Annotated in this window: 17 protein-coding genes; 11 read left to right on the plus strand and 6 right to left on the minus strand. The window is 71.3% G+C overall.

Features of this window, described 5'->3' with window-relative positions; genetic code table 11:
• Window positions 1-2: 2 nt before the first annotated feature.
• The 5 genes from OHA65_RS18870 to OHA65_RS18890 all read left to right on the plus strand — a co-directional run bounded on the left by OHA65_RS18870 (window position 3) and on the right by OHA65_RS18890 (window position 6,835).
• On the plus strand, window positions 3-1,964 hold the full coding sequence (locus OHA65_RS18870; RefSeq protein ID WP_405762176.1) for a copper resistance protein CopC: 1,962 nt from the start codon (window positions 3-5) through the stop codon (window positions 1,962-1,964).
• A complete protein-coding gene (gene efeB / locus OHA65_RS18875; RefSeq protein ID WP_371646876.1) occupies window positions 1,961-3,244 on the plus strand; it encodes an iron uptake transporter deferrochelatase/peroxidase subunit in 1,284 nt (427 codons plus the stop codon). The genes OHA65_RS18870 and efeB overlap by 4 nt, the downstream gene beginning before the upstream one ends.
• A gap of 42 nt (window positions 3,245-3,286) precedes the next feature.
• Window positions 3,287-4,222, plus strand: coding sequence for a prephenate dehydratase (pheA, locus tag OHA65_RS18880; RefSeq protein ID WP_327284261.1), 936 nt, complete (start codon window positions 3,287-3,289; stop codon window positions 4,220-4,222).
• A 526-nt stretch (window positions 4,223-4,748) separates the two neighbouring features.
• Window positions 4,749-6,026, plus strand: a complete 1,278-nt coding sequence (gene serS / locus OHA65_RS18885) for a serine--tRNA ligase (RefSeq protein ID WP_327284262.1) — start codon at window positions 4,749-4,751, stop codon at window positions 6,024-6,026.
• A complete protein-coding gene (locus OHA65_RS18890) occupies window positions 6,023-6,835 on the plus strand; it encodes an HAD family hydrolase (RefSeq protein ID WP_327284263.1) in 813 nt (270 codons plus the stop codon). Before serS ends, OHA65_RS18890 begins: the two co-directional genes overlap by 4 nt.
• A gap of 183 nt (window positions 6,836-7,018) precedes the next feature.
• Here the strand turns inward: OHA65_RS18890 and OHA65_RS18895 are convergent, their stop codons facing one another.
• The 5 genes from OHA65_RS18895 to OHA65_RS18915 all read right to left on the minus strand — a co-directional run bounded on the left by OHA65_RS18895 (window position 7,019) and on the right by OHA65_RS18915 (window position 11,252).
• Window positions 7,019-7,666, minus strand: coding sequence for a rhomboid-like protein (locus OHA65_RS18895; protein WP_327284264.1), 648 nt, complete (start codon window positions 7,664-7,666; stop codon window positions 7,019-7,021).
• Window positions 7,667-7,749: 83 nt separating this feature from the next.
• On the minus strand, window positions 7,750-8,469 hold the full coding sequence (locus OHA65_RS18900) for an ABC transporter permease subunit (protein WP_327284265.1): 720 nt from the start codon (window positions 8,467-8,469) through the stop codon (window positions 7,750-7,752).
• A gap of 14 nt (window positions 8,470-8,483) precedes the next feature.
• The gene (locus tag OHA65_RS18905) at window positions 8,484-9,395 is read right to left on the minus strand and encodes an ABC transporter ATP-binding protein (RefSeq protein ID WP_327284266.1); all 912 of its coding nucleotides are present in this window, start codon (window positions 9,393-9,395) and stop codon (window positions 8,484-8,486) included.
• The gene (locus tag OHA65_RS18910; protein ID WP_327284267.1) at window positions 9,392-10,279 is read right to left on the minus strand and encodes an ABC transporter permease subunit; all 888 of its coding nucleotides are present in this window, start codon (window positions 10,277-10,279) and stop codon (window positions 9,392-9,394) included. The genes OHA65_RS18905 and OHA65_RS18910 overlap by 4 nt, the downstream gene beginning before the upstream one ends.
• Entirely contained in the window at window positions 10,269-11,252 is a 984-nt protein-coding gene (locus OHA65_RS18915) for an ABC transporter ATP-binding protein (RefSeq protein WP_327284268.1), read from the minus strand. The genes OHA65_RS18910 and OHA65_RS18915 overlap by 11 nt, the downstream gene beginning before the upstream one ends.
• A gap of 223 nt (window positions 11,253-11,475) precedes the next feature.
• Here OHA65_RS18915 and OHA65_RS18920 point away from each other — a divergent pair, with 223 nt between their 5' ends.
• The 3 genes from OHA65_RS18920 to OHA65_RS18930 all read left to right on the plus strand — a co-directional run bounded on the left by OHA65_RS18920 (window position 11,476) and on the right by OHA65_RS18930 (window position 15,230).
• Window positions 11,476-12,333 (plus strand): M24 family metallopeptidase, encoded by an 858-nt coding sequence (locus tag OHA65_RS18920; RefSeq protein WP_329314004.1) that lies wholly within the window; start codon window positions 11,476-11,478, stop codon window positions 12,331-12,333.
• The gene (locus tag OHA65_RS18925) at window positions 12,330-14,129 is read left to right on the plus strand and encodes an SDR family oxidoreductase (RefSeq protein ID WP_328763201.1); all 1,800 of its coding nucleotides are present in this window, start codon (window positions 12,330-12,332) and stop codon (window positions 14,127-14,129) included. Before OHA65_RS18920 ends, OHA65_RS18925 begins: the two co-directional genes overlap by 4 nt.
• A 186-nt stretch (window positions 14,130-14,315) precedes the next feature.
• Complete coding sequence (locus OHA65_RS18930; RefSeq protein ID WP_327284271.1) at window positions 14,316-15,230, plus strand: MerR family transcriptional regulator; 915 nt, start codon at window positions 14,316-14,318, stop codon at window positions 15,228-15,230.
• Between the two features lie 207 nt (window positions 15,231-15,437).
• Here OHA65_RS18930 and OHA65_RS18935 read toward each other — a convergent pair whose 3' ends face one another.
• A complete protein-coding gene (locus OHA65_RS18935) occupies window positions 15,438-16,220 on the minus strand; it encodes an aquaporin (protein ID WP_327284272.1) in 783 nt (260 codons plus the stop codon).
• A 133-nt stretch (window positions 16,221-16,353) separates the two neighbouring features.
• On the opposite strand from OHA65_RS18935, the gene OHA65_RS18940 reads away from it, so the two are divergent.
• From OHA65_RS18940 to OHA65_RS18950, 3 genes are all read left to right on the plus strand, one after another.
• A complete protein-coding gene (locus OHA65_RS18940; protein ID WP_328763202.1) occupies window positions 16,354-16,893 on the plus strand; it encodes an RNA 2'-phosphotransferase in 540 nt (179 codons plus the stop codon).
• Between the two features lie 165 nt (window positions 16,894-17,058).
• Complete coding sequence (locus OHA65_RS18945; RefSeq protein ID WP_371644122.1) at window positions 17,059-18,921, plus strand: HSP90 family protein; 1,863 nt, start codon at window positions 17,059-17,061, stop codon at window positions 18,919-18,921.
• A complete protein-coding gene (locus OHA65_RS18950) occupies window positions 18,918-21,965 on the plus strand; it encodes a tetratricopeptide repeat protein (protein ID WP_327284275.1) in 3,048 nt (1,015 codons plus the stop codon). Before OHA65_RS18945 ends, OHA65_RS18950 begins: the two co-directional genes overlap by 4 nt.
• Window positions 21,966-22,036: the final 71 nt, after the last annotated feature.

The following is a 22,036-nucleotide window of genomic DNA, read 5'->3' on the forward strand; positions in this document are numbered from 1 at the left end:
CCATGACGGCCATCGCCCCCTCCCCGGCCCGCGTCCGGGCCCCGGCACTCCTGCCGCGGCTCGCGCTGGTCCTCGCAGCCCTGCTGGCAACCCTGTTCACCGCGGCCGGTCCGGCCGCGGCACACGCCGCACTCACCGCGAGCGACCCCAAGGACGGGGCGGTGGTCGCCACGGCCCCCGCCCAGGTCACCCTCTCCTTCTCGGAGCAGGTCGCCATGGGCGACGACTCCATCCGGGTCATGGACCCGCAGGGCAGGCGGGTGGACACCGGCGAACTGCGGGACATGTGCAGCGGAACCACCGTCCGCTACGGCACGGCGCTGCACTCCGGGCTACCCGACGGCACCTACACCGTCGCCTGGCAGGCCGTGTCCGCCGACAGCCACCCCGTTTCTGGCGCCTTCACCTTCTCCGTCGGCGCCCCCTCGGCGACCAGCGTCGCCCTGCCCACCGAGAAGGCGGGCGGCGGACCGGTGGGCATTGCTTACGGCATCGCCCGCTACGCCGCCTACGCCGGTTTCACCGTCCTCGTCGGCGGAGCCGCCTTCATCCTGCTGTGCTGGCGACGCGGCGCGGCGCAGCGCCCGCTGCAGAAGCTGGTCGTGCGCGCCTGGGTCACGCTCACGGCCGCCACCCTCGTGATGCTGGTGCTCCGCACGCCGTACACGGGATCGGGGAAGTTCACCGACGCGCTGGACCTCAACGGCCTGAGGGCCGTCCTGGAGACCAAGACCGGCGCCTCCCTCGTCTCCCGGCTGCTCCTCCTCGGCGCCGCCGCCCTGTTCATCGCCGTGCTGTTCGGGGTGTACGCGCGCCGGACCGCCGAGGCTGCGGACAAGGGAAAGCGCAAGGACAAGAGCAAGGAGGCGGACAAGGAGGGCGACGACCTGCTCTTCGGCCTCGGCATCGGCGGAGCCGTGGTGGCCAGCGGTATCGCCGCCACCTGGGCGCTGTCGGAGCACGCCTCGACCGGCATCCAGCCCGGTATCGCCATGCCTGCCGACATCCTGCACCTGCTGGCCGTCGCCGCCTGGCTCGGCGGACTCACCGCCCTGCTCGTCGCCCTCCACAAGGTCCCCGGAATCGAGCGAGAGGCCGTCCAGCGGTTCTCCCGGGTCGCGTTCGTCAGCGTCGTGGTCCTCGCTGTCACCGGCGTCTACCAGTCCTGGCGGCAGCTCGGCAGCTGGTCCGCCCTCACCGGGACCAGCTACGGACAGCTGCTGCTGCTGAAGGTCGGGCTCGTCGCCGTCCTCGTCGGCATCGCCTACGTCTCCCGCTCGTGGACCGCACGGCTTACCGAGGCACCTGCCGGGAAGGCAGCCAAGATCACGCGACAGCGCGATGTTTCACGTGAAACAAAGCCGGCAGCCGTGACCGTTCCCGAGGACCCCAAGCGTGCCGCGCAGCTCGCCCGGCAGCGCGCTGCCCGCGAGAACGCCCGCGAGAAGCAGGTACGCGATGCCGATCCGGCCCGGGCAGGACTGCGCCGCTCCGTGCTCGCCGAAGCCGGGGTCGCCATCGCCCTGCTCGCCGTGACCACCGTCCTCACCAGTACCGAGCCCGGCCGGACCGCCGAGCAGGCGAGCGGGCGCGACTCCGCGGCGGCCACCGCCGTCCCCAACCGCGCCATCAAGATCACCCTGCCGTTCGACACCGGCGGCCAGAACGGCAAGGGGTCGGTCCGCGTCGAGGTCGACCCGGGCCGGGTCGGCGCCAACTCGCTCCACGTCTGGGTCGAGGACCCCGACGGCCAACCGCTCGACGTTCCCGAGATCAAGGTCGCCTTCACCCTGCCCGCCAAGGACATCGGCCCCCTGCCGCTCGTCCCGGAGCGCGCGGCCCCCGGACACTGGAGCGCATCCGGCGTCCAGCTGCCGCTGGCAGGTGAATGGCGGATCGACGTGTCCGTCCGTACCTCCGACATCGACCAGACGACCGTGCAGAAGAACGTGAAGATCGGCTGACCAGAGTGACCGAGAGCAACCCCGACATCGAGATCTCCCGGCGCCGGCTGCTGGGCACCGTCGGCGCCGCGGGCGCCGCCGGGCTCGCGCTGGGCGCCACCGGCGGCGCCCTCGTGCACTCCGCCCTCGCCGACTCCCCGGCCGGCGCGGCCGGGGCCGCCGGGGGCCTCGCCTCCCTGGGCGCCAACCAGGTCGCCTTCCACGGCGATCACCAGGCCGGCATCACCACCCCCCTCCAGGCCAAGGGCCACGTCCTCGCCTTCGACCTGGCCCCCGGGGCCGGCCGCAAGGAGGCCGCCGCCCTGATGCGGCGCTGGTCCGACACCGCCCGGCTGCTGATGGCGGGCAAGGCCGCCTCGGCCGCCGACTCCGGTATCGCCCTCGACGCCGGACCGTCCTCCCTCACCGTCACCTTCGGGTTCGGGGCCTCCTTCTTCGAGCGCACCGGGCTCGCCGCCCGCCGCCCCACCGCCCTCGACCCGCTGCCCGACTTCTCCGCCGACCGGCTCGACGCACAGCGCAGCAACGGCGACCTGTGGGTCCAGATCGGTGCCGACGACGGGCTCGTCGCCTTCCACGCACTGCGCGCCCTCCAGAAGGACGCCGGAGAAGCCGCCCGGGTGCGCTGGCAGATGAACGGCTTCAACCGGTCCCCCGGTGCCACTGCCGCCCCCATGACCGCCCGCAACCTCATGGGTCAGGTCGACGGCACCAACAACCCGAAGCCCGCCCAGCCCGACTTCGACAAGCGGATCTTCGTCCCCGCCACCGGTCCCGGGCCCGCCGAGCACGCCTGGATGGGCGGGGGCTCGTACGCGGTCGTGCGGCGCATCCGGATGCTCCTCGACGACTGGGACAAGCAGTCCCTGGCCCAGCAGGAGCAGGTCATAGGCCGTACGAAGGCCACTGGCGCGCCCCTCACCGGCGGCACCGAGACCACGACGATGGCCCTCGACAAGATCGGCCCCGACGGCAAGCCGGTCATCCCGACCAACGCGCACGCCCGGATCTCCGCCCCCGAGCAGAACGGCGGGGCCGCCATGCTCCGGCGTCCCTTCTCCTTCCACGACGGGATCGCCGCCGACGGCACCCCGGACGCGGGTCTCCTCTTCATCTGTTGGCAGGCCGACCCGTTGCGCGGGTTCGTCCCCGTCCAGCGCAAGCTCGACCGCGGGGACGCCCTGTCGGCTTTCATCCGGCACGAGTCCAGCGGGCTGTACGCGGTGCCGCCCGGCCCCCGCGACGGGGAGTACGTGGGGCAGCGGCTGCTCGAAGGATGAACAGCGCCCCGGTGGTCGGGGACCCGGCATTAGGCTGATCACATGTCGGCCACGCGCTTCACCTATCTCGGTCCCGAGGGCACCTTCACGGAAGCCGCCCTCCGCACACTGCCGGAAGCCGCGACCCGGGAGCTCGTCCCGATGGTGTCGGTCCCGGCCGCCCTTGACGCCGTGCGCAACGGGGAGGCCGCGGCCGCCCTGGTGCCGATCGAGAACTCGGTCGAGGGCGGGGTCACCGCCACTCTGGACGAGCTGGCCTCCGGCGAACCGCTGATGATCTACCGCGAGGTGCTGCTGCCCATCGCGTTCGCACTGCTCGTGCGGCCCGGGACCACGCTGTCGGACGTCAAGACCGTCACCGGGCACCCGGTCGCCCAGCCCCAGGTGCGCAACTGGCTGCGGGCGCACCTGCCCGATGCGGCGTGGGAGTCGGCCGCCTCCAACGCCGACGGTGCCCGGCTGGTCCAGGAGGGCCGCTTCGACGCCGCCTTCGCGGGCGAGTTCGCGGCCGCCACGTACGGGCTCGTCCCGCTGGTCACCGAGATCCACGACGCGGAGAACGCAGAGACCCGGTTCGTGCTCGTCGGACGCCCCGCCCGGCCGGCCGCACCGACGGGCGCCGACAAGACCTCCGTCGTGCTGTGGCTCGGCGACGACCACCCCGGTGCGCTGCTGGAGCTCCTCCAGGAGTTCGCCGTCCGCGGGGTGAACCTGATGCTGATCCAGTCCCGGCCGACGGGCGAGGGCATCGGCAACTACTGCTTCGCCGTCGACGCCGAGGGCCACATCTCCGACCGCAGGGTCAGCGAGGCGCTCATGGGACTCAAGCGCACGTGCCCCCAGGTCCGCTTCCTCGGCTCCTATCCCCGTGCCGGCGTCGCTCAGGGTGACGTGCGTGCTCCGCGACCCGGCACCTCGGACGGCGATTTCACGGCGGCTTCCGACTGGCTGACGCGCTGCCTCGACGGCCGGGCGTAGCTCTTCTTCCCTTGTCCACAGAGTTATCCACAGGCCGAGATGGGGACCTGTGGACTAGTCGACATCATGGCGCGACAAGGTCGACAAATCGGTCGGGGGCCCAGGTTTCGCGCTGGGGAGCGGAAGGTGAACGGCGTCACCCCTACATCGCCGATCAACTCTTTGGGGCGAGCCATTCCCACCCGAATGAGTGTGTGAGGGTGGTTTGAGCTCCGATTCCCTCGGGCGGGCTGCGGGTGGGGATTGATCTAATTCCGTGTCCACAGATCCGGCGCACAGCCTGTGGACAAGTCACCGTGGTGGGCAATTCCTGTGGACAAGGGAGAGGCCCCCGCCCTGCTCAGAGGGCGCCTGGATACCCCCGCTTGTGCCCCTTTTCAGGGAATGGGCCACTTTTATTGACCGGCCAGGAAGGGCCACTTCCAGCCAGCCGGCCAAAGTTTTCCATTCTCCGCAATTGGGACATAGCGACACGCAGCGTGATATCGGTGTGAGCCCGGGAAGCCCAGCCCGGTAGCCTGGAGGGGTGATTGACCTCCGGCTGCTCCGTGAAGACCCTGACCGTGTCCGCGCCTCGCAGCGCGCCCGTGGAGAGGACGTCGAACTCGTCGACGCACTGCTCTCCGCCGACGAGCGCCGCAGGTCCTCAGGCATGCGCTTCGACGAACTGCGCAATGAGCAGAAGTCGCTCGGCAAGCTCATCCCCAAGGCCTCTCCGGAGGAGCGCGCGGAGCTGCTGAAGAAGGCCGAACAGCTCAAGTCGGACGTCAAGGCCGCCGAGGCCGAGCAGAACGAGGCCGACGAGGCCGCCAAGCGACTGCTGCTCCAGCTCGGCAACATCGTCCACGAGGACGTCCCGGTCGGCGGCGAGGAGGACTTCACCGTCCTTGAGACGCACGGCACGATCCGCGACTTCGGCGCCGAGGGCTTCGAGCCCAAGGACCACCTGGAGCTCGGCGAACTGCTGGGCGCCATCGACGTCGAGCGCGGCGCCAAAGTGTCGGGCTCGCGGTTCTACTACCTGACCGGTGTCGGCGCCCTGCTTGAGCTCGCCCTGGTCAACGCGGCGATCGCGCAGGCCACCGAGGCCGGCTTCGTCCCGATGCTGACCCCCGCGCTGGTCCGCCCGCGCGCCATGGAGGGCACCGGCTTCCTCGGCCAGGCCGCGGAGAACGTGTACCACCTGGAGAAGGACGACTATTACCTGGTCGGCACCTCCGAGGTCCCGCTCGCCGCGTACCACATGGACGAGATCATCGACGCCGAGAAGCTGCCGCTGCGGTACGCCGGCTTCTCCCCGTGCTTCCGCCGCGAGGCCGGTACGTACGGCAAGGACACCCGCGGCATCTTCCGCGTCCACCAGTTCGACAAGGTCGAGATGTTCTCGTACGTCGCGCCGGAGGAGGCCGAAGCCGAGCACCAGCGCCTCCTGGAGTGGGAGAAGCAGTGGCTGACCAGCCTGGAGCTGCCCTTCCAGGTGATCGACGTCGCCACCGGCGACCTGGGCTCCTCCGCCTCCCGCAAGTTCGACTGCGAGGCGTGGATCCCGACCCAGGGCAAGTACCGCGAGCTGACCTCGGCCTCGAACTGTGACGGCTTCCAGGCCCGCCGCCTGTCGATCCGCTACCGCGACGGCAAGAAGACCGCGCCGCTCTCGACGCTGAACGGCACGCTGTGCGCCGTACCGCGCACGATCGTCGCGATCCTGGAGAACCACCAGCAGGCCGACGGTTCCGTGCGGGTGCCCGCGGCGCTCCGCCCGTACCTGGGCGGCCGCGAGGTCCTGGAGCCGATCGCCAAGTGAGCCCGGCCCCGTTCCCGTACAAGCTCGTCGCGACCGATCTCGACGGCACGCTGCTGCGTGGCGACGACACGGTCTCGGAACGCACCCGTGAAGCGCTCGTCGCGGCCACCGCGGCGGGCGCGGCACACATCATCGTCACCGGCCGGGCCGTGCCCTGGACCCGGGGCGTGCTGGACGATCTCGGCTACCACGGGATCGCGGTGTGCGGGCAGGGCGCGCAGGTCTACGACGCGGGGGCGCACCGGCTGCTGACCTCGGTGACGCTGGACCGGCAGCTTGCCGGTCTGGCTCTGTCGAAGCTCGAAGCCGAGGTGGGTCCGCTGGCGCTCGCGGCCAGCCGGGACGGAGTGGACGGCGATGTGCTGTTCGGGCCCGGCTACCAGGTACAGGAGGGCCTGCCGGCCGTCTACCTGGAAGACACCGCGGAGGTCTGGACGGCTCCGCTGAACAAGCTGTACATCCAGCACCCGGAGCTCGGCGACGACGCTCTGGTCAAGGCGGCCCGGAAGACCGTGGGCTCACTGGTGGACATCGTCATGGCCGGCCCGGGGATAGTGGAGATCCTGCCGCTCGGGCTGACGAAGGCCACCGGCCTCTCGCTGGCCGCGCGCCGGCTGGGCGTGAAGGCGGCGGAGACGATCGCCTTCGGCGACATGCCCAACGACATTCCGATGTTCGGCTGGGCGGCGCGCGGGGTGGCGATGGCCAATGCCCATGCCGAGCTGAAGGCCGTGGCCGACGAGGTGACGGCCTCCAACGAGGAGGACGGCATCGCGGTGGTGCTGGAGCGTCTGCTGGGCGCCGCCTGACGGCCCCTCCCCGCAACGGGAACCGTCCGAGAACGAGGGAAGGTCCGGAACAGCCCGCGCCGTACGGCGCGCTCGAAGTGGCTGCTCCGGACCTTTTTGTTGCTCCCCGCACGACTCACTCTGCCCGCGGCGCAGGTCCCGTACCAGTCAATTTCCGTCCATCGGCCAGGGCAGGCGCTGTGCTCATGTTTCACGTGAAACATGCCTGGGGTGCGGGTGACGGGTGAGTGGCCAGGCAAGCAGCCCGACGGACACGGATATGGCGTGCCCGAGGTCGGTGAAGGTGCCTCCGGTGAGGAGGGGCAGCCCGTAGAAGGCGACGACACCAGCGAGGTAGAGCCAGCGCAGCGGGTTGGGGAGCCGGTAGGTGAGGACTCCGATCGAGGCCGCGAGGCCGTAGCTGACGCCCACGTCGACGACATGGACCATGCTCTGCGGGGCCCGGTGGTCCTGAATGGCCATCAGGACCACCTTTTGGCTGATCAGGGTGGCCGTGATGTGGGCGGTCGCGACGATGGCGAGCCAGCGCAGGGTGCCGAGCCAGCGTTCCACGGGTGCGTGGAAGAGCTCGAAGAGGACGGCGTACAGGGCGAGCGAGGCCGGGTTCTCGATCCAGAAGGCACTGGAGAGCAGGGCCCGCACCGGGTGACGGGTGAGTTCGTGGATATTGCTGCTGTGCCGGTGGAGCAGGACGTGCTCCAGGTGGTCGGGTGCGATCACGACGATGACGCTCGTGACGGCGATCATCAGCAGCCATATGTGCGTACCCGGCGAGGAGCGGATCCAGGACCGTACGGGCCTGGACCGCTCGGGCTCGGGGTGCTCGACCATGCACTGATTTTGCCCCGTACGGCGGTGCCCCGCCCGGCCTGTGGGCCGGGCGGGGCACCGCCGCCGATACGTACGGGAAGGTCTTACTCCTCGCCCGCCAGGGTGAGGCGGCGCAGCTTCTGCCCGGCGAAGAGGGTGGCGCCCACGGTGACCACCACGAGCAGGGTCGCCGCGGTCGGCAAGCCGACGGTCGCGTCGACGTACCCTTCGCCGGCGACCTTCTCGGCGAGGGCCAGGGCCCACTGCTGGACGCTGAGGGTCTTCGCCCCGGAAACCAGGCTGCCGAAGAGCGACTCCCAGATCAGGGCGTAGACCAGGCCGAAGACGACCGCGTGCCGGCTGACCGTGCCCAGCAGCAGGAACAGGGCGCTGTAGGCGATCGAGGCGACGAGCGCCGCGACGGTGTAGGCGACGGCGATCTGCTGGCCGTTGCCGTTGAGGATGAAGCCGGCGATCAGGGTCGGGATCGCGGAGAAGGCCATCGTGATGCCGATCGCGACGATCAGCTTGGTCATGATGATCGTCGGACGCTTCACCGGCTTCGAGAGCAGGTAGACGATCGAGCCGTCGTCGATCTCGGGGCCGATGGCTCCGGTGCCGGCGATGACACCGATCAGCGGAACCATGGTGGCGAGGGCGAAGCCGCCCAGGAAGTCGGCGGCGATCTTGTCGTCCAGGCCGCTGAAGGTGCGGACGGCGAGCGAGATGACGATCAGCAGGGCGGGCAGCGCGCAGAGGATCAGCGCGCGACGGCGGCCGAGCAACGCGCGGTACGTGAGCCGGGCGACGGTGGGGTTGTACATGGGTGCCAGCTCCTTCAGGCCGCGACGAGGTAGGAGAAGACCGACTCAAGGGACTCGTCGGAGGGAGAGACCGTCAGCAGGCGGATGCCGTGCGCACGGGCGACCTGCGGCAGCAGCTCGGTGAAGCGGCCGAAGTCGACGGCCTGGATGCGCAGGGCGCCTTCCTTGAGGTCGACCTCGATGCCCGCGGTGGAGGGGTCGGCGATCAGGGCCGCGGCGAGGGCCCGGTCGTCGGAGGAGCGGATGACGTAGCGGTGCGGGCGGTCCGTCATCAGGCGGCGGATCTTGCGGAAGTCGCCGGAGGCGGCGTGCCTGCCGGCGACGACCACCTCGATGTGGGAGGCGAGCTGCTCGACCTCCTCCAGGATGTGGGAGGAGAACAGGACGGTGCGGCCGTCGTCACCCATGCGCCGCAGCAGGTCCATGAGCTGCATGCGCTGACGCGGGTCCATGCCGTTGAACGGCTCGTCGAGGAGCAGCACGGACGGGTCGTGGACGAGGGCCGAGGCCATCTTCACGCGCTGGCGCATGCCTTTGGAGTACGTGGAGATCTTCCGGTCCTGTGCGTACTCCATCTCGACCGTGGCGAGCGCCAGTTGGGCGGCCGCGTCGTCGAGGCCGTGCAGCTCGGCGTTGGCGACGACGAACTCCCGGCCGGTCAGGAAGTCGTACATGGCCTCGCGCTCGGGCACGACGCCGATCTGCTTGTAGACCTGCTCGTTCTGCCAGATCGGCGCGCCGTCGAGGGTGACGGTGCCGGTGGAGGGGGCGAGGAAGCCGCCCATCATGTTGATGAGGGTGGACTTCCCGGCGCCGTTGGGGCCCAGGAGCCCGGTGACTCCGGGGCCGATGCGCATGGTCACGTCGTTGACGGCGACGACGTTGCCGAACCAGCGGGAAGTGTGGTCGATGTCGATCGTGGTCACAGCCCGGCCTTCCGGTAGCGGGCCATCAGGGCGGCGTAGGAGCCGGCGATGAGGGCGAGGACGACGAGCAGGTAGACGAAGCCGACACCGGCCGAGGGGCCTTGTCCGCCGGGGAAGGCGGAGGTGGCACCGAGGAAGGCCGTCTGCACGCCGTCGATCAGGGTGATCGGGGAGAACAGGCCCATCCATTCGATGGGGCCGGTGGTGCCGGCGCTGTACGCCACGCCCTGTACGGCGGTCACGGCGCCGTAGGGGATCAGCAGCAGGGCGATGATGGCGGCGACGCCGAAGCCTCGGCGCGGGGTGAGCGCGGCCATGATCAGGCCGAGGCCGGCGAACAGCACCGAGAGCAGCAGCACGGAGACCAGTCCCTGGGCGAACCCCTTGGTCTGGTCCGCGAAGTCGAATTTGGCCAGCAGCGAGCCGATCCACATGATCAGCAGCGGTGTGGCGGTGAGGATGAACAACGCCGAGGCCATCGCCGCGAACTTGGCGAGGACGTAGTCGATGCGCTCGATGGGCCGCGAGAAGTAGAGCGGCACGGTCTTGAACCGCAGGTCCCGGGAGACCGACTGGGGCGCCTGCGAGGCGACGTAGAGGCCGATGATCACCTGCGTGGTCAAGGCGTACGTCGTGTACTTGATCGGCAGGCTGGTCGAGCCGGGTACCGCGATGGCCACCGCGACGATGATCAGCGCGGGAACGCACATCACCGCGAAGAGGATCATCGGGAGGACCTTGGACTTGGCGGACCGGCCGAGTCCGTAGGCCCCGCGCAGGGACTGCGAGAACAACGACTTGCGGGCGTAGGCACGGCCGAGCCGGGCGCCCTCGTAGGACCGGTAGCCGATGTTGTGGATCTGGGTCGAGGTGTCAGGCGCCATCGGAACCGGCTCCCTTCCGGACGAGCTGCTGCTGGTCGCTGTCGCGGAAGACCTCCGCGATGTGGTGGCGGCGCTGTTCCATGCGGACCAGGCCGAGGCCGAGGTCGGCGACGGTGTCGCGCACGATGTCGTATGTCTCCTCGCCGGTGGCTTCCAGGAGCAGGATGTGCCCGGCTCCGGGCAGGCCCTGCTCCTCGCCGGCGTGCAGGGTGAGGCCCGTTTCGGCGAGCGCCTTGCGGAGGGCCGCGGTGCCGTCCGGGTGGGCGTCCGTGTCGGTGACCTCGACCGCGAGGGTCGTGGTGATCTGCGTGAAGTCGCTGGTGGAGCTGGAGCGCAGCAGCTTGCCGCCGTCGACGACCACGACGTGGTCGCAGGTCCGCTCCAGCTCGCCGAGGAGGTGGGAGGTGACCAGGACGGAAATGCCGAAGTCGGTGTAGACACGGCGGATCAGGCCGAGCATCTCGTCGCGGCCGACGGGGTCGAGGCCGTTGGTGGGCTCGTCGAGGAGGACCAGCTGGGGGTCGTGGACGAGCGCCTGCGCCAGTTTGACCCGCTGCTTCATGCCCGTGGAGTAGCCGCCGATGGGGCGGTAGCGCTCCTCGTACAGGCCCACGTGGCGCAGGGTGTCGGCGGTCCGCTCCCGTGCGGCGGTTGGGGGGAGCCCGGACATGCGCGCCATGTGCACGACGAACTCGGTGGCCGAGACGTCGGGCGGCAGGCAGTCGTGCTCGGGCATGTAGCCGACGCGTTCACGGATGGCGCTGCCGTGGGTGGCGACGTCGAGTCCGAGTACGGCGGCGCGGCCCTCGGTTGCGGGGGACAGTCCAAGCAGGATCTTGATCAGCGTGGACTTGCCGGCTCCGTTGGCACCCACGAGGCCGGTCACTCCGGGCCCGATGTCCAGGGAGAGCCGGTCGATTGCGGTCACTCGGGGGTACCGCTTGCTCAGGCTTTCGGTCGCGATGACAGTCACGGCTTCGACGTTAGTGGCGCCGGTCGCGCGGATCGTCAGACCTGGAGCGTCATCCCGTCTCCGCCTTCAGGACTACACACCCTGACGAAAGGCTGATGCGGACCGGACAAGTTTGTCCACAGGTCCGTGCACGGGCCTTGACGTGATCTCCGGTCATTGTCACATTCATCAGTGTCAAGTTACGGGCGCGTAGCGCGTACGGCTCTACGGACGGACGGCTGTCATGGCTGCGGACACCAGGCAACGCACCGCGCAACTCTCGGCTGACCTGCGCGGGTTCAGGGAAGTGCAACGCCTCTCGTACGAGTGCGCGGAGACCGTCGCCGCGCAGCTGCGGCCGGGGGTGACCGAGCGCGAGGCCGCGCGGTTGCAGCGCGAGTGGCTGCGCGAGCGCGGGGTGCGGGACTGGTTCCACCTGCCGTTCGCCTGGTTCGGGGACCGCACCGCCTTCGCGAACTTCAAGATCCCCCTGCAGTTCTTCCCGACGAACCGGAAGCTGGAGCCGGGGATGCCGTTCATCCTCGACATGGCGCCCGTGTACAAGGGGTACGCGGCCGACATCGGGTACTCGGGGAGCCTCGGGCTGAACCCCGTACAGGACCGGCTCATGTCCGATCTGCGGGTGCACCGTGAGCTGATCCTGGAGCAGGTCCGCGAGCGACGCCCGCTGCGCGAGATCTACGAGAACGTCGAGCGGCTGATGATCCGTCAGGGGTACGCCAACCGGCACCGCGCCTACCCCTTCGGCGTGATCGCCCACAAGATAGACCGGGTCAAGGAGCGGCGCTGGTCCCCGACCGCCTTCGGGTTCGGGACGCAGTCCCTCAAGGGGCTGGCCTCCGACGCCCTGCGCGGACACCGCGAGGGCTGGTCCCCGCTGTGGAGCCCGTACCGCTTCTCCGACCACCCGCCACAGCCCGGCTTGTGGGCGGTCGAGCCGCACCTGGGATTCCGGGGCACTGGCGCGAAGTTCGAGGAGATCCTGGTCGTCACCGACTCGCGGGATCCCGTGGAGAGCGCGTTCTGGCTGGACGACGATCTGCCGCACGTGCGGCGCTGGGCCGAGGAGAGGGCAGCATGAGCGGCATGAGCGGAGCGGACGGAACCAAGGGCACGGGCCTCGTCGGGGCGCGCGAGCGCCGCGTGAGCACCGGCGGCATCGAACTGTGCGTCGTCGAGCTCGGCGAGGCGGACCGGCCGACCGTGGTGCTCGTGCACGGGTACCCGGACAGCAAGGAGGTCTGGTCTGAGGTCGCTCAGCGGCTGGCGGCCCGCTTCCACGTGGTGCTCTACGACGTGCGCGGCCACGGGCGCTCCTCCGCGCCGGTGCCGCTGCGCGGCGGCTTCACCCTGGAGAAGCTGACCGACGACTTCCTGGCCGTGGCGGACGCGGTCAGTCCGGACCGGCCGGTGCACCTGGTCGGCCACGACTGGGGCTCCGTACAGGGCTGGGAGTTCGCGACGGTCGCCCGCACGGAGGGCCGGATCGCCTCCTTCACCTCGATGTCCGGTCCCTCCCTGGACCACTTCGGCCACTGGATCAAGAAGCGGATGGCCCGGCCCACCCCGCGCCGGGCCGCGCAGCTCCTCGGCCAGGGCGCCAAGTCCTGGTACGTGTACCTGCTGCACACCCCCGTACTTCCGGAGCTCGCCTGGCGCGGGCCGCTCGGCAAGCGGTGGCCGGGAATCCTGGAGCGCGTGGAGAAGGTCCCGGCCGGCTCCTACCCGACGGCCTCGCTGCCCTCGGACGCCGCGCACGGTGCCTGGCTCTACCGCGACAACGTACGGCCCCGGATGCGCCGGCCGCGCCCGGACGCGTACGCGCACGTGCCCGTCCAACTGATCACCCCGACCGGGGACGCCTTCCTCTCCGAGCATCTCTACGACGAGCTGGAGCTGTGGGCCCCCGACCTGGTGCGGCGCACCCTGCCCGCCAAGCACTGGGTGCCGCGGACCCGGCCCGACCAGCTGGCCGCATGGATCACCGAGTTCGTCACGGCCCGGGAGGAGCCCGCCACCCGGGCGCCGGAACAGAAGGCTCCGGGTCGGTACGCCGACCGGTTCGGGGGCCAGCTGGTGCTGGTCACCGGCGCCGCCAGCGGTATCGGCCGAGCCACCGCCTTCGCGTTCGCCGAGGCCGGGGCGCGGGTGGTGTGCGTGGACCGGGACGCCGAGGGCGCGGCCCGCACGGCCGACATGGCGCGGCTCGTCGGGGCTCCCGAGGCCTGGGGCGAGTGCGTCGACGTCAGCGACGAGCAGGCGATGGAGAAGCTCGCCGCGAAGACCGCCGCCGAGTACGGGGTCGTGGACGTCCTGGTCAACAACGCCGGGATCGGCCTGTCCGGGCCCTTCCTGGAAACCACCTCGGAGGACTGGAAGAAGGTCCTCAACGTGAACCTGTGGGGGGTCATCCACGGCTGCCGGATCTTCGGCCGGCAGATGGCCGAACGGGGCCAGGGCGGGCACATCGTCAACACCGCCTCCGCCGCCGCCTACCTGCCCTCCAAGACCCTGCCCGCGTACAGCACGTCGAAGGCGGCCGTGCTGATGCTGAGCGAGTGCCTGCGGGCCGAGCTCGCCTCGCGGTCGATCGGGGTCTCGGCGATATGCCCCGGCATCGTCAACACCAACATCACCGCCACCTCGCGCTTCGCCGGGGTGGATGCGGCGGAGGAGAAGCGCCGCCAGGAGCGCTCCACTCGGCTGTACGGGCTGCGCAACTTCCCTCCGGAGAAGGTCGCCGAGGCGATCCTGCGGGCCGTGGTGCACAACGAGGCCGTGGTGCCGGTGACACCGGAGTCCAAGGGGGCCCTGTGGCTCTCCCGGTTCGCACCGGGCGCGCTGCGGCGGCTCGCGAAGCTGGAACCACGGCTGTGAACGGGGCGGGGCCGCTGCCGGCGCGGAGAGAGCCCGGCACGGCCGTATCCCGCTCCTTCCGGCGGTCGTACCATCCCTCGCAGGAGGGCTCGCTGCGCAGGGCGGTCGAGTACCTTGCGGCTTCGCCTGCCGCCCGGGCCGCGGCGGCCGCGGTCGGCCGAGCCGCCATGTCGTAGGGAGCCGAGATTGTCAGAACAGGCGGTGGCCGAGTACCGGATCGAGGATCTCGCGCACCACAGCGGGGCGACCGTACGCACGATCAGGGCGTACCAGGACCGTGGGCTGCTGCCGAAGCCTGAGCGGCGCGGCCGTTCCAACGTCTACCGGGACACACATCTGGCGCGGCTGCGCCAGATCGCCGACCTGCTGGACCGCGGCTACACCCTGGCCTCCATCAAGGAGCTGCTGGAGGCCTGGGACGCCGGGCGCGGGCTCGGCGGTGTGCTGGGGCTCGTCGCCGAGGTGCACGGACCGTGGACCGACGAGGAGGCCGCCCGGATCAGCCGGACCGAGCTGAACGAGCGGTTCGGCGGCCGGCCCGACGACGACGCGGTGGGCGAGGCGTGCGAGCTGGGGGTGTTGGAGGCGATACCGGGCCGTCCCGACGAGTTCCTGGTGCCCTCCCCGCAGGAGCTGGCGGTGGCCGCCGAGCTGTACGCGGCCGGGGTGCCGCTGTCGGCGATCACCGGCCATCTGCGGGAGCTGCGCGGACAGGTGGAGCACATCGCCTCGCGGTTCCTGGAGTTCACCACCGAACACGTCTTCGCCCGCTACCTCGGGCAGGTCCCGCCGACGGACGCGGATGCGGCGGAGGCGGCCACGATGGTGCGCAGACTGCGTCCCCTGGCCCAGCAGACGGTGGATGCCGAGCTGGCGCGGGCGATGCGGCTGTTCGCGACCCGGCATCTGCAGCGCCACCTGGGGGCGGCCGGGACCGCGCAGCCCTCCGGACCGGCGTCGGTGCCACTACCGGCGGAGACGGTTCGGGCGGTGCAGGAACTGGTCGGCGCCGAGTTCGTTGGCGAGTTCGTCAGGGCGGCCACGGAGCGGGAACTCCAGGCGCGGACGATGAACGAACTGGCGCGCCGAGCCAGCGGCTGACGGCGGCCGGCGCACGGCCGGTGATGGCGGCTGACGGCTGCTGGTGGCGGTGGCTGGTGGTGGCCGCCGGCCGGCTGGTAGTCCACAGGGCGGATCACTCGTTTGCCGTCAAAACAGACCCAACCGGCTGTGGACAAGCCGGTGGTTCCTGTGGACGACGCTGTGGACGACCGGTGGACGACGACCGGTGAACAACCGGTGGACGACTCAACCGATGGTCTCGTACCCGGGGTTCGCGGGGCTGGTGGCGCCCGTGGTTCGCACGGGCACTGCCGGGCCGACGGTCGTCGACGCGTCCTGCAGAGCGCGCCCGGTGCTCCCGTAGAGGAGGGCCGCGAGGGCCAGGCCCAGGACGCCGCCGACCACTTGGGCAGCGACGAATCCGGGCAGCGACTGCGGGGCGATACCGGTGAAGGAATCGCTGAAGGCGCGCCCGATGGTGCCCGCCGGATTGGCGAAGGAACCGGACGAGGTGAACCAGATCGCGGAGGCGATGTACGCGGCCACCGCGACCGGGATCAGTTTCGGGCGCCCGATGCGCTCCAGCCCCCGGATGAGCAGGACGAGCCCTGCGGTGGCGACGATCTCGCCGATGAGCAGGTGGCCGCCGCGGATCTGCGTGGAGAAGGTGCCCGGGGTGCGGCCGAACATCACCTCCGCGAGGACGGCACCGCCGATGGCCCCGGCGGTCTGGGCGGCGGTGTAGACGAGGGCCTCTCGGCCACCGAGCCCCTCGCCGCCGGTCCGGCGGGCCCACCAGGAGGTGAGGGTGACGACGGGGTTGAGGTGGGCTCCGGACAGCGGCCCGAAGAGGGTGATGATCAGCCCGAGGCCGATGGCCGAGGCGAGCGAGTTGGCGACGAGGGCGACACCGGTGTCACGACTGAGGGCGGAAGCCTGGATGCCCGAGCCGATCACCACCACGAGAAGGCCGGCGGTGCCGATGAGCTCGGCGACCGCGCGGCGCGGCAGAGAAGCGTGGATCGTCATGGGTTCTCCCCTTGGGCAGTAGTTCAGCGGAAAATGTATTCCGTATCTTGGAAACGCGATAGAGGGTGTCTCAGTCCGGCGGAGCGCCGATAAATCGCTGCTCGATCCCCGTCCGACCCGGCAAGCTGGGGCCATGGACGACAGACGCACCGTGAAGGTGTCCAAATACGTCTCGAAACACCTGCGGCATCAGCCGGAACGCATCGGACTGGTGCTCGATCCCCAGGGCTGGGTGGAGATCGACGATCTTCTCCGTGCGGCCGCGGCCCACGGCTTCCACGTCAGCCGCGCCGAGCTCGACCACGTCGTCGCCGCCAACGACAAACAGCGGTTCGCCGTAGACGGCACCCGCATCCGGGCCAACCAGGGCCACACCGTTCCCGTGGACCTGGACCTGCCCGAAGCCGAGCCGCCCGCGTACCTCTACCACGGCACCGTCGGGGCCGCCCTCACCTCGATCCGCGCCGAGGGCCTGCGCCCCATGGCCCGCCACCACGTGCACCTGTCCCCCGACCGGGAAACCGCGACCCGTGTGGGCGCACGGCGCGGCCGTCCGGTCGTGCTGGCCGTGGACGCCGGTGCGATGCGCGCGGCGGGGCACGTCTTCCGGATCAGCGCCAACGGAGTGTGGCTCGTGGATGCCGTGCCGCCGCAGTTCCTGCGCTTCTCGTAAAGGCGGCCCGGGCGCGCTCGGGCTGCGTCCGGTGCCGCCCGGCGACGCCGGAATTCACCAAGAGATTGTCAGATCATCCCCCTAGGCTGGTCCTCATTCCGATCCGTGAGGGGGGTACCTCGCGATCGCCGAACCATCCATGCGAATTACGCGAGGTGACGCCCCGTGACGTCCACATCGGCTTCCTCTTCCGACTCCGATCCTTCGGCCAACAGCTTCCAGGTCGATCTGCGCGGCCTGGTCGACCTGCTCTCCCACCACCTCTACTCCAGCCCGCGCGTCTACGTCCGCGAGCTGCTGCAGAACGCCGTGGACGCCGTCACCGCCCGCCACGCACTCGACCCGGAGGCGGAGATCCGCATCCGTCTGTCGGCGTCCGCGGGCCGGGTGACCATCGAGGACAGCGGCATCGGCCTGACCGCCGCCGAGGCCCACTCGCTGCTCGCCACCATCGGCCGCAGCTCCAAGCGCGGCGGCGACCACGGCCTTGAGACCACCCGCCGGGAGTTCCTCGGCCAGTTCGGCATCGGCCTGCTCGCCTGCTTCGTCGTGGCCCGGCAGATCCGCGTCGTCACCCGTTCCGCCCGCGACCCCCTGGCCGCGCCCGTCGAATGGCTGGCCACGGACGACGGCTCGTACACCGTCCGCGAACTACCCGACGAAGCCCGCCGGGAACCCGGCACCACCGTCATCCTGCAGGCCCGCCCGGGAGCCGAGGAATGGACGGTCCCCGCCAAGGTCGAGCAGCTGGCCCGCGACTACGGCGCCCTGCTCCCGTACGACATCACCTTCGACGACGGCGAGGGCGGCGAAGCGCGGCCCGTCACCGACCGGCCCGCCGTGTGGGACCGCCCCTTCCCCACCCCCGCCGCGCGCCGCGTCGCGCTCGCCGGCCACTGCACGCAGCTCTTCGGGTTCACCCCGCTCGACAGCATCGACCTCGACCTGCCCGTCGCCGGAGTGCGCGGAGTGGCGTACGTCCTGCCCGAGCCGACCAGCCCCGCCCACCGGGCCGGACACCGCGTCCACCTCAAGGGGATGCTGCTCACGGACCACGCCGACAACCTGCTGCCCGACTGGGCGTTCTTCATCCGCGCGGTCATCGACACGGACACGCTGCGGCCCACCGCCTCCCGCGAGAACCTGTACGACGACGAGACACTGTCCGCGGTACGGGAGGCCCTCGGCGCCCGCGTCCGGGCCTGGCTCGCCGAGCTCGCCGCGAGCGAACCGGATCGGCTGGCCGCCTTCCTGAGCGTCCACCACCTCGGTGTGAAGTCCCTGGCCCGGCACGACGCCGAGCTGCTCGGCCTGATGCTGCCCTGGCTGCCGTTCGAGACGAGTGACGGCTCGATGAGCCTCCAGGAGTTCACGGCCGCGCACACCGAGATCCACTTCACGCGCACCGTCGAGGAGTTCCGCCAGATCGCCCCGATCGCGGCGGCCCACGGCCTCGGCGTCATCAACGCCGGGTACACGTACGACGCCGACCTGCTCGCCCTGCTGCCCGCAGTCCGCCCGGACCTCAAGGTCATGGAGCTGGACGCCGGAGCCGTCACCGAGCGGCTCGACCCCGTCCCGACCGCCGCCGAACTGGCCCTCGCCCCCTTCCTGTCCACGGCGCGCACCCGGCTGGAGCCGCAGGGCTGCGATGTCGTGCTGCGCGCCTTCCAGCCCGTCTCCGTCCCCGCGCTCTACCTCGACGACCGCCAGGCCCGCCAGGAGCGCGACCGCACGGCGGCACTGGGCAGTGCCGACTCCCTGTGGACCGGAATCCTCGGCGCACTGCGCGGCTCCGCACCGCGCGCCCGCCTGGTGCTCAACCACAACAACCCGCTGATCCGCCGGATCTCGGCACTGCCCGACGAGGCCCTGACCGGCACGGCCGTCGAATCGCTGTACGGGCAGGCGCTGCTGATGTCCCAGCGGCCGCTGCGCCCTGCCGACTCCACGCTGCTCAACCGGGCCTTCCTCGGGCTCCTGGAATGGGCGACCCACTCCACCGACTCCCCGGAGGAACAGAAGTGACCACGCTGACGCGCGAGGAGATCGAGCAGGGCCTGGCCGAGAACAGCGGCTCCCCGAACGGGGCCGCACGCAACGCGCACGCCGAGGTGCTCGCGGGTGCGGCGGAGGCGCTCGGCGACGGGGCGCTGTTCCGCCGGGCGCTGGACAACCTGATCAACGCCTATCTCTGGAGCGCCGAGTCCTCGAAGATGCTGGTGCCGTTCGCCCGGCTGCTCCAGGAGTACGACAAGGACCCCGGGGCCTTCTCCCGGTGGGACGCCCACTCGCTGTTCTGGCAGTTCAAGTGGGTGGCCACGGCCATCGGCGATTCCCCCGAGATCCCGCTGGAGTCCGCCGCCGGCTGGCTCGACGAGATGGAACGCCGCTATCGGATCGCCGGCTACAGCGAGCGGCCGGTGCGCGAGGCCGAGCTGTGGCTCGCCGACGCGATCGGCGAGGACGACCGGGCCGAGCGGGCGTTCCGCGCCTGGCTCGCCGCCGACCGCGACGACATGAGCGACTGCCACGCCTGCGAACTCAACAGCCAGGGCGCGTACGCCGTGCTGCGCGGGGACGACGCCCAGGCCCTGGACGTCTGGCAGCCCGTGCTGTCGGGCAACCGGACCTGCGCCGAGGAGCCCCACCGGGTGCTCGCCACCTCGCTGCTGCCGCTGCTGCGCGTCGGCCGCTTCGAGGAGGCCCGTTCTCACCACGTGCGCGGCTACCGCATGGCCCGCGGCAACGAGAGCCTGTTGCCGTCGGTCGGCAAGCACATCGAGTTCTGTGCCCTGAGCGGCAACGAGTCGCGCGGCCTGGAGATCCTCGCCGAGCACGCCGGTCACGTCGGCCCGCTGGTCAACGTCGACGACCAGATGGCGTTCCACGGCGGCAGCCTCGTACTGCTGCGCCGGCTGATCGAGCTGGGGCACGGACAGAGCCCGGCCGTTCCCTACCAGGGCGTCCCGCACTCGGTATCCGAGCTGTACGAGGTGCTGCGCGCGGGCTCGCTCGACATCGCCCGGCGGTTCGACGCTCGCAACGGCACCACCCGGGTCTCGGACCGCTTCCTCGCCCGGATCGGGCGGGAACCGCTGGTCGACGTACTGCCACTGGGTGTGCGCAGCACGGCACTACCGCAACCGCGGACCGCTGCTCCCGCGAGCGCCCCCGGCGCCGCCGCGCCCGTACCGCCCGCGACCGGCTTCGACGAGCTGGTGCAGCGGGCGCGGCAGGCCCGGGAACAGCGGCATCCGGCAGCGGACGCGCTCTGGGCCGAGGTGGGCGTCCATGCGGACGCGTGCCCGGAGAGCCAGGCGGACCCGCTGGTCATGGCCGATGTGGCGGACCACCGGGCCCTGGCGGCCGCCCGCGCCGGGGCGGACGACGCGGCGCAGCTGCTGGAGGCGGTCCGAGACCGCTACGAGGAGCTCGGGCAAGCGGAGCGCGCCGCGCTGGCGCGGCTGCGGCTGGCGAGCGCGGCCGCGCAGTCCGGGGCCGCGCCGCAGCGGATCCGGGAGCTGATGACGGTGGCCTTGGAGGCGGCCGAGGCACTGGATGCGGACGAACCGCTGCGCCCGCGCCGGATCGCACTGGCGGAGCTGACGTCGATCCGCGTGGAGTCGTACCTGCGCCCGCTGGAGACCGGGTCGGATCACGAGCACGAGCACGGTCCCGGGCAGGACCACGGGCACGGTGAACTGGCGGCCGAACTCGGCGCGTTCGTGGCCGCCCACGTCGAGGCTCTGCCCGACCTGGCGGCGGAGGCCGAGGAGATGCTCGGCCGCGTCGCCCTGTCGCAGGGCGACACCGATCGGGCCCTACCGCTGCTGGCCGCGTCCGCGGCGCGCTCGGTGTCGGCGGGCCTGCCGTGGCAGGCGGTGGACGCGCTGGTGCTGCGGGCCGGTGTGCTGGTGTCGCTGGGCCGGCCCGAGGAGGCGGAGGCGGATGCGCGCTCCGCCCTGGAGCACTCCACGGAGGTGGCCGAGGCCGAGACTCAGGGCGTCGTACGGCTCACCCTGGCGGACATCCTGCTGCGCCGGGCCGACGCGGCGGCGGAAGCGGCCGAGCACGCCCTCACCGCGGCGCACTGGTTCGACCAGGCGGGGCTGACCGCCGACGGAGGGGCACAGGCCCGTCTGCTACTGGCCCGGGCGTACGCGCGGGAGGGCCGGCACGCCGACGCGGCGGAGGTGTTGCAGTCGACGCTGCCCGATCTGCTGGAGTACGGCGAGGGACAGACCGTGTCCGTACGGGAGTTCCTCGGCGACCTGCTGCGACAGCTGAACGACCCGCGGGCGGCGGCGGAGCAGTACCTGCTGGCGGCTGACGTGGCCAAGGACTGGGAGGACCCGCGACCACAGGCCGCCCTCGCGCAGGCCGCCGCGGAGCAGCTCTCCGCCGCGCGCCTGGTCCCGGAGGCGGTCGCCGCCTACGAGCGGTCCCTGGAGCTGTACCGGGCGGCGGGCGGCGCCCCGGTCGCCGAGGTGCGGATCCTGCGCTCCCTGGCCTGGATGGCGCCGCGGGGGGACGCCGACGCGGCGGCATGGACGCGGGCGCGGGACCTGATGGACCAAGCCGCCGGGCTCCTGGAGGCCGCCCTGGCCGGGACCGCCGAAGGTGTCCGGTCCCCCGAGGCGTCGACCCGGGAGCTTCGGGCCGAGCTCGCCCAGACCTGGCTCCAGCTGGCGCAGGTGCTCGACTGGCGGGTCACCTCGTACGAGGAAGCCGAGGACGAGGAAGCCGAGGACGAAGACGAACACGGCGGGGACTCACGCCGCGCCGGGGCGCAGGGCGAGGTGGACACCGGGGCACTGAGGCTGGAGGAGGTCGACCTGACGGGGCGGGCCGCCGACCTCTACGCGGAGCTGGGTCCGGACCATCTGGGGGACCGGCTCCAGTGTGTGCAGTACGCCGCCTGGACCGAGCAGGAGATCGGTCGCGCCGGGGCGGGAGTCGCTCGGCTCTCGGCGCTGGTGGACGAGCTCCGGTCCGCGCCCGAGGGGGTCCCGAACGATCTACTGGAGCGTGCCCAGTCGTCCCTGGACGGCCTGAAGCGTTCTTCTTGAGGCCCTGAGGCCGCTTCGAGGCCCTGGGGCTTTGAGGCCCTGAGGCCCTGAGGCCGATGCCCCGTCGCCGT

The organism is Streptomyces sp. NBC_00045, from assembly GCF_045041095.1.
GTDB lineage: Bacteria > Actinomycetota > Actinomycetes > Streptomycetales > Streptomycetaceae > Streptomyces.

Bases quoted from the DNA above. Each gene is read 5' to 3' on its own strand.
- OHA65_RS18920 (WP_329314004.1), top strand. From the start codon at position 11,476: ATGGCTGCGGACACCAGGCAACGCACCGCGCAACTCTCGGCTGACCTG.
- OHA65_RS18940 (WP_328763202.1), top strand. From the start codon at position 16,354: ATGGACGACAGACGCACCGTGAAGGTGTCCAAATACGTCTCGAAACAC.
- OHA65_RS18925 (WP_328763201.1), top strand. From the start codon at position 12,330: ATGAGCGGCATGAGCGGAGCGGACGGAACCAAGGGCACGGGCCTCGTC.
- pheA (WP_327284261.1), top strand. From the start codon at position 3,287: ATGTCGGCCACGCGCTTCACCTATCTCGGTCCCGAGGGCACCTTCACG.
- OHA65_RS18900 (WP_327284265.1), bottom strand. From the start codon at position 8,469: ATGTACAACCCCACCGTCGCCCGGCTCACGTACCGCGCGTTGCTCGGC.
- OHA65_RS18895 (WP_327284264.1), bottom strand. From the start codon at position 7,666: ATGGTCGAGCACCCCGAGCCCGAGCGGTCCAGGCCCGTACGGTCCTGG.
- OHA65_RS18870 (WP_405762176.1), top strand. From the start codon at position 3: ATGACGGCCATCGCCCCCTCCCCGGCCCGCGTCCGGGCCCCGGCACTC.
- OHA65_RS18910 (WP_327284267.1), bottom strand. From the start codon at position 10,279: ATGGCGCCTGACACCTCGACCCAGATCCACAACATCGGCTACCGGTCC.
- OHA65_RS18935 (WP_327284272.1), bottom strand. From the start codon at position 16,220: ATGACGATCCACGCTTCTCTGCCGCGCCGCGCGGTCGCCGAGCTCATC.